A 5,851-nucleotide genomic window follows, 5' to 3' on the forward strand; every position below is an offset into this window, starting at 1 on the left:
GTGGGAATGCGGATCATCATGGTGGCCACCGTTGTCAGCGCGGCCATCAATGCCGCCAGTATCAAGTTTCTGATTTTTTGAGCAGACATGGGAAAAACCTCTTCCTTTTTTCTTTCTATGCTCCCATTATAGACGTCTTTTGGCATTCTATAAAGCGCCAGTTTATGTATTTTTAATAAGGTCAGATTGCCCAAAAGAAAGCCCCGCCGGCATCAGCGGGGCTTTGCTCTGTTTTACCGTTTGCTGGAACGCTTCCAGATGTTCATTTTTTCCGCGTCCGCAATCAGCTGCTCGCGGAAATCCGGATGTGCAATCGAAATCAGCGCCTCGGCGCGCTCCCATGCCGACTTGCCCTTCAGGTTAATCATACCGTATTCGGTGACGACATACTGCGTTGCAGAGCGCGGGTCGGTCACAATCGAGCCGTTCGACAGGGTCGGACGGATACGGGAAGCCATGGTGCCGTCCTTCTGCTTGAAGGTGGAGGACAGGCAGATAAAGCTCTTGCCGCCGTTGGACAGATAAGCGCCCATTACAAAATCAAGCTGGCCGCCGGTGCCGGAAATCTGCTTGGTACCGGCCGATTCCGCATTTACCTGACCGTAAAGGTCGATGTCCACCGCGTTGTTGATCGAGATAAAGTTATCAATCTGCGCGATTACGCGAACATCATTGGTGTAATCAACCGGAACAGAGGAGCACTGCGGATTATCATTCAGATAATCATACAGCTTCTGGGTGCCGGCCGCAAAGGCATAGGTCTGGCGGCCGCGGTCAATCATCTTCTGCGAGCCGTTGATCTTACCGGCCATTGCGATATCAACAAACGCATCCACATACATTTCCGTGTGTACGCCCAGGTCCTTCAGGTCAGACTCTGCAATCAGCGAGCCCACGGTGTTCGGCATGCCGCCGATGCCGAGCTGCAGGCAGGCGCCGTTCGGAATCTGCGCCACAATCAGCTCCGCCACCTTGCGGTCCACATCGGTGGCAGGCGCAGAACCAAGCTGCGGCATGGGGGCGTTGTTGCCCTCTACAATCATGTCCACCTCGGAAATATGGATGCAGTCCTCCATGCCGCCCAGGCAGCGTGGCATATTCTCATTCACTTCCAGAATGATTTTATCCGCCACATCGCATACCGCGCGCAGATGCGAAGCCTGCGGGCCAAAGCTGAAATAGCCATGCGCGTCCATCGGCGCAACCTGCAGCATCGCCACGTCTACATGGCCGATGTTTTCACGGTAAAAGCGCGGCAGCTCGGAATAGCGCATCGAAGCGTAAAAACCTGCGCCCGTTGCAATAAACTTGCGCTCAATGCCCGACATGTGCCAGGAATTCCAGGTCATGTGCGCCGCGGGGTCCTCAATCTGATAAATCGCGGGCACGCGCATGAGTACGCCGCCGCGGAAATTCACGTCATACAGATCGGGCAGGCGTTTTGCCAGCGCCTGGTCAAGCACATCCGGTGTGCCGACGCACCAGCCGTAATCCACCCAGTCGCCCGATTTTACAACTTTAACGGCTTCGTCCGCCGTGGTCAGCTTCTGCTGATAAAGGGTCTTGTAGTCCATCAATCAAACCTCCATATATGTATTCTCTCTCTTTGCTTTCGTTTATTATACTATATCCATACCCATCGGGTCAAGCAGGGAGCGGCAGCACATCTGCAACTGCCAAAAAGTTTTTCTTGATTTTCTCCGATAAAGTGATACAATGGTAAATAGCTTAGGCACCATCCATACTTAGGGAGGAATCTTACCATGAAAACAAAGAAGCTTTTGGCGCTGCTGCTTGCCGGCGCAATGAGCCTCTCCATGCTGGCCGGCTGCGGCAGCAAGGATGACGGCGCCCAGACCGACGCCTCGGCGGATTCCGGCAATTCTGCGGACGCCGGCGACACGGCGGACGATGCCGCGCAGAGCGATGTGGAATATGTGAAGAACAAGGGGACGCTGATCGTCGGCATCACCGATTTTGCACCCATGGACTACAAGGAAGAGGGCAGCGACGAATGGATCGGCTTTGACGCGGATATGGCCAAGGCTTTTGCCGAGAGCCTGGGCGTCAAGGCAGAGTTTATCGAAATCAACTGGGACAACAAGGTCATGGAACTGAGCACCAAGGCCATTGACGCGGTCTGGAACGGTATGACGCTGACCGACGAAGTGACGGGCAGCATGAACTGCTCGCAGCCCTACGCGCTCAACGCGCAGGTTGTCGTCGTTCCGGCGGACAAGGCCGAGCAGTACCAGGATGCAGAGTCCATCAAGGAACTCTCCTTCGCAGTAGAGTCCGGCTCTGCCGGTCAGGCCGCTGCCGAGGCGCTGGGGCTGAATTTCACGCCGGTGCAGACGCAGGCCATCGCGCTGATGGAAACCGACTCCGGCGCGTCCGACGCCTGCATCATCGACCTGCTGATGGCCGGCGCGATGATCGGCGAGGGCACCAGCTATCCCAAGCTGACCCACACGGTCAACCTGAACGAGGCGACGGGCGAAGGCTCTGAGGAATACGGCGTCGGCTTCCGTCAGGACAGCGATCTGACCGCGACCTTCAACGAATTCTACAAGTCCGCTTATGAAGCCGGCACGGTGGAAGAGCTGGCAACGACTTACGGTGTGCAGGAAGCCATCGTCAAGCCGCAGTAAGCGTTTTTCATTTAAACACGAATTGCTATAAGGCAGAGAGCGTTTTACGCTCTCTGCCTTTGCATGGCTTTTTAGAGAAAGAGGAAAGGTTTTTTCTGTTATGTTAGGTTCTGTCACTCTCACCCTGCTGGGCGGCTTTGCAACCACGGTCAAGCTTTTTGTGCTGACGCTGCTGTTCGCGCTGCCGCTGGGCCTGCTCATCAGCTTCGGTTCGATGAGCCGTTTTGCGCTGCTGCGCCTGCCGATCAAAACCATTGTCTGGGTTATCCGCGGCACACCGCTCATGCTGCAAATTATCGCTATCTTTTACGGCCCCGGCCTGCTTTGGGGCGGTGACCTGCTCCCCCGTTTTACTGCGGCGCTCGTTGCGTTTTCCATCAACTATGCCTGCTATTTTTCCGAAATTTTCCGCGGCGGCATCCAGTCCATCCCGCGCGGCCAGTATGAGGCCGGCCTGGTTCTGGGCATGACCCGTCCGCAGATTTTCTTCAAGGTTACGCTGCTGCAGGTCATCAAGCGCGTCATCCCGCCCATGGGCAACGAATTTATCACGCTTGTCAAGGATACTGCGCTGGCCCGCACCATCGCCGTCTATGAAGTGCTGTGGATGGGCGAAACTTTTGTAAAGAAGGGCGTGCTTTGGCCGCTGTTCTATACGGCTGCTTTCTATCTGATTTTTAACGGCGCGCTGACGCTGCTGTTTGGTTGGCTGGAAAAGAAAATGGATTATTTCCGCGCATAAGGAGGGAACCGAAATGCCAATCTTAGAGGTTAAAAATATCAACAAGCGCTTCGGCTCCACCAAGGTGCTGGAAGACATCAGTTTTTCACTGGAACGCGGCCAGGCGCTCGCCGTAATCGGCTCGTCCGGTTCGGGCAAGACGACGCTTTTGCGCTGCCTGAACTTTCTGGAAACGCCGGACGGCGGCCAGATCTTCGTCAACGGCGAAAAGCTGTTTGACGCGGCCGAAACCAAAAGCCAGTCCGATGCGGATATCCGCAAAAAGCGGCTGCACTTCGGCATGGTATTCCAGTCGTTCAACCTGTTTCCGCAGTATACCGCGCTGGAAAACGTCATGCTGGCCAGCCTTCTGCTTGCCAAAGAACGGCCGGATTATAAGCAGAACAAACGCGCCATCCAGGAAGAAATCGAGCATCACGCCATTGAGCTGCTCAGTCAGATGAGTCTGGAGGGCCGCATGAGCCACTATCCCCACCAGCTCTCCGGCGGCCAGCAGCAGCGCGTGGCCATTGCCCGCGCGCTCGCGCTTCAGCCCGACATTCTGTGTTTTGACGAGCCCACTTCGGCCCTTGACCCCGAACTGACGGGCGAAGTGCTTCGCGTTATCCGCGGTCTTGCCGAAAAGCACACGACCATGATTATTGTGACGCATGAAATGAACTTTGCCCACGATGTGGCCGACCATGTGCTGTTCATGGACGGCGGCCTCATCGTTGAAGAGGGCACACCCGCCGAGCTGTTTGAAAACACCCAAAACGAGCGAACAAAGGCATTTTTGAGCAGTTTTTCACAAAACAACTAAAGCGCGCAGCCTGTGGTAAAAACTTTTCAGCATTTTTCACAAGAAGCCATTTACAAAAGAAAATAAATACGATAAAATAGTCCCGTAAGTGCTTTGCGGGACTTTTTATTGTTTTTTTGTACAGGAAACGTTGGTTATTTTTTGATGATTTTTTTGTGCGTTTGTGTTGAACTCGTGGCATAGATTTGCTACAATAGGAATGCAGGACCTTTTATGTCCTGACAACTGCGTAAAAAGCCAAAACGGCCTTTTATAAAAATCAGAATAGGAGATGTTCCACTATGGCTATGGATGCTTTCAGTAAGTCCCTGATGCAGGACAAGAGAGAGATTGTCATTGCCCCCACCATTTACAAATTTTCCAACTTCGGTGATTTTGCCGAGGAGTTCAAGCTTGGCGAGCGCGACGTCGTTCTGACCAACGAGTTTATTTACAAGCCCTTCATGGAAGAGCTTGGCCTGAAGAGCCAGTTCGTTTTCCAGGAGAAGTTCGGCGCTGGCGAACCCTCTGAGGCGATGATCGAGACCATGTACGAGGCGATTCCGTACGAATCCTACGACCGCGTTATCGCTGTCGGCGGCGGCGCTATCATGGACCTGTGCAAGCTGCTCGGCTGCAAGCGTCCCGCTTCTGTACATGAGCTGTACTTCAAGCGCGAGCCTGTTGTACATGAGAAGGAAGTTATCGCTATCCCGACCACCTGCGGCACCGGCTCCGAAGTAACCAACATTTCGGTTGCCATCGTCAAGGACGAGAAGGACGGCAAGCTGACCGGCGGCGAGACCAAGCTCGGCCTGGTTTCGGACGATATCATCCCGAACAAGGTTTGCCTGATTCCCGACCTGCTCAAGACCCTGCCGTACCGTCCGTTCGCATCCTCCGCGATTGACGCGCTGATTCATGCGACCGAGTCTTTCCTGTCCCCGCACCGCAAGACCACCACTTCTGAAATGTTCTCCGTCAAGGCGATGGAGATGATTCTGGAAGGCTTCCGCCGCATTGGCGAAAATGGTCCGGATGCACGCCTGGATTACCTTGATGAGTATGTAACCGCTTCTCTGTACGCCGGCGTTGCCTTCCTGAAGGCCGGCTGCGCGACCGTACACGGCATGTCCTTCCCGCTCGGCGGCACTTATCATGTACCGCACGGCGAGTCCAACTATGCCCTGTTCGGCAAGATTCTTGAAATCTACGACGAAAAGAATCCGGACGGCGAGATCATGCGCTTCAAGGAACTGATCGCCCGCATCACCGGCTGCGAAGTCAAGGACGCTATCCCCTACCTCAACGGCCTGCTTGAAAAGGTTCTGCCGCTCAAGCCGCTGCATGAGTACGGCTTCAAGGAAGAGGACATCAAGGGCTTTGCCGAGTCTGTTGAAGCAAACCAGCAGCGCCTGATCACCAACTCCTACATCACCCCGTGGACCAAGGATCTGAGCGAGCGCGTTTACCGCGAGTGCTTCTGATTTGATTTGTTGAAAAAATGGGGCGGAACATCTCTTTCCGCCCCATTGCAGTCACCTTTACGCCATAAAGAAAGGATCTGTATCAAAATGATGACAAGAGAGCAGTACATCGAATCGCTGCGGAGCCTGAAGCTGAACCTGTACCGCCAGGGCCAGAAGATTGAGAATGTAGTAGACGATCCGGTAGTAC

At 54.3% G+C, this 5,851-nt stretch carries 6 protein-coding genes; 4 read left to right on the forward strand and 2 right to left on the reverse strand.

Annotated elements, in window-relative coordinates; genetic code table 11:
- Together ACOYIE_RS08585 and ACOYIE_RS08590 are read right to left on the reverse strand one after the other, a co-directional pair.
- On the reverse strand, positions 1 to 194 hold a 194-nt coding region (locus ACOYIE_RS08585; RefSeq protein WP_433412335.1), incomplete at its 3' end, for a hypothetical protein.
- Positions 195 to 233: 39 nt separating this feature from the next.
- Positions 234 to 1,574 (reverse strand): butyryl-CoA:acetate CoA-transferase, encoded by a 1,341-nt coding sequence (locus tag ACOYIE_RS08590; protein WP_433412337.1) that lies wholly within the window; start codon positions 1,572 to 1,574, stop codon positions 234 to 236.
- A 189-nt stretch (positions 1,575 to 1,763) separates the two neighbouring features.
- Here ACOYIE_RS08590 and ACOYIE_RS08595 point away from each other — a divergent pair, with 189 nt between their 5' ends.
- The 4 genes from ACOYIE_RS08595 to ACOYIE_RS08610 all read left to right on the forward strand — a co-directional run bounded on the left by ACOYIE_RS08595 (position 1,764) and on the right by ACOYIE_RS08610 (position 5,661).
- Positions 1,764 to 2,651: a transporter substrate-binding domain-containing protein gene (locus ACOYIE_RS08595; protein WP_433412339.1), complete on the forward strand. Its 888-nt coding sequence runs from the start codon at positions 1,764 to 1,766 to the stop codon at positions 2,649 to 2,651.
- Between the two features lie 100 nt (positions 2,652 to 2,751).
- Positions 2,752 to 3,393 carry an amino acid ABC transporter permease gene (locus ACOYIE_RS08600; protein ID WP_433412341.1) on the forward strand — a complete coding sequence of 214 codons (642 nt, stop codon included), beginning with the start codon at positions 2,752 to 2,754 and terminating at the stop codon, positions 3,391 to 3,393.
- Between the two features lie 13 nt (positions 3,394 to 3,406).
- Complete coding sequence (locus tag ACOYIE_RS08605) at positions 3,407 to 4,195, forward strand: amino acid ABC transporter ATP-binding protein (RefSeq protein ID WP_433412343.1); 789 nt, start codon at positions 3,407 to 3,409, stop codon at positions 4,193 to 4,195.
- A gap of 281 nt (positions 4,196 to 4,476) precedes the next feature.
- Entirely contained in the window at positions 4,477 to 5,661 is a 1,185-nt protein-coding gene (locus tag ACOYIE_RS08610; protein WP_433412345.1) for a 4-hydroxybutyrate dehydrogenase, read from the forward strand.
- The last annotated feature ends 190 nt before the right edge of the window (positions 5,662 to 5,851 follow it).

Source organism: Agathobaculum sp., from assembly GCF_050946325.1.
Classification (GTDB): Bacteria; Bacillota; Clostridia; order Oscillospirales; family Butyricicoccaceae; genus Agathobaculum.